The sequence below is a fragment of the Pseudomonas sp. 65/3-MNA-CIBAN-0223 genome (assembly GCF_040310425.1).
Taxonomy (GTDB): domain Bacteria; phylum Pseudomonadota; class Gammaproteobacteria; order Pseudomonadales; family Pseudomonadaceae; genus Aquipseudomonas; species Aquipseudomonas gregormendelii.
This window is the reverse complement of the sequence record NZ_JBEOPV010000050.1, coordinates 1-1,193: the sequence shown is the minus strand read 5'-3', so window position 1 is coordinate 1,193 and position 1,193 is coordinate 1. Positions and strand designations below refer to the sequence as shown.

The 1,193-nt window shown below is 52.7% G+C and carries 1 protein-coding gene; it reads left to right on the top strand.

Going from position 1 to position 1,193, the window contains the following annotated elements:
- Positions 1–70 precede the first annotated feature (70 nt).
- On the top strand, positions 71–1,048 hold the full coding sequence (locus tag AAEZ09_RS27840) for an IS5 family transposase (RefSeq protein WP_273878485.1): 978 nt from the start codon (positions 71–73) through the stop codon (positions 1,046–1,048).
- Positions 1,049–1,193 lie beyond the last annotated feature (145 nt).

Genomic DNA, 1,193 nt, shown 5'->3' with positions numbered 1-1,193 from the left:
GGAAACTCTGAAAAAGACTTCCCGATCTGGTGAAATACGCACCTCACACGAACAGAACGGTTGAGCCCCGATGAAACAGATGTCCTTCGCCGATGCCGAATACGCCGGCAAACGTAAGCAAACCCGACGTGAGCGCTTCCTGATCGAGATGGATCAGGTCGTGCCCTGGAAGGGTTTGATTGCCTTGATCGAGCCGTATTATCCGAAGGGTGAAGGCGGTCGTCCGGCGTATCCGTTGCTGGCGATGTTACGGGTTCATCTGATGCAAAACTGGTTCGGCTACAGCGACCCGGCGATGGAAGAATCACTGTATGAAACGACGATCCTGCGCCAGTTTGCAGGGCTGCATCTGGATCGAATTCCTGACGAAACCACGATTCTCAACTTTCGCCGTTTGCTGGAGAAAAATGAGCTGGCGGGTGGAATTTTGCAGGTTATCAACGGTTATCTGGGTGACCGTGGATTGATGCTGCGCCAAGGCACGGTGGTCGATGCCACGATCATTCATGCGCCGAGTTCGACCAAGAACAAGGACGGCAAACGCGATTCCGAAATGCACCAGACCAAGAAAGGAAATCAATATTTCTTTGGAATGAAAGCGCACATCGGTGTCGATGCCGAATCCGGTTTGGTGCATAGCCTAGTGGGCACGGCGGCCAATGTGGCGGACGTTACTCAAGTCGATCAGTTGCTCCATGGTGATGAAACATACGTCTCTGGCGATGCCGGTTACACCGGTGTGGACAAACGCCCGGAGCACCAGGGCCGCCAGATGATCTGGTCGATTGCCGCACGACCCAGCCGGTACAAAAAACACGGTAAGGAGAGCTTGATCACTCAGGTGTACCGCAAGATCGAACACGCGAAAGCGCAGGTACGGGCCAAGGTTGAGCACCCATTTCGGGTGATCAAGCGCCAGTTTGGCTATACGAAAGTGCGTTTTCGTGGCTTGTCGAAAAACATCGCGCAGCAGACCACGTTGTTTGCGTTGTCGAATCTGTGGATGGTGCGAAAACGGTTGATGGGTATGGGTGAGGTACGCCTGTAATGCGGGCTAATTGCTCTGAAACAGCGCGATTAAAGGAAAGAACCATGAATTAAGGGCAGGAAAGGTCTGTTTTTCGACCGACGCATGTTTTTTTGAACCTCAAGTAACGAGGGCATGAAAAATCGGTGGGTACTTCAGACCTTCC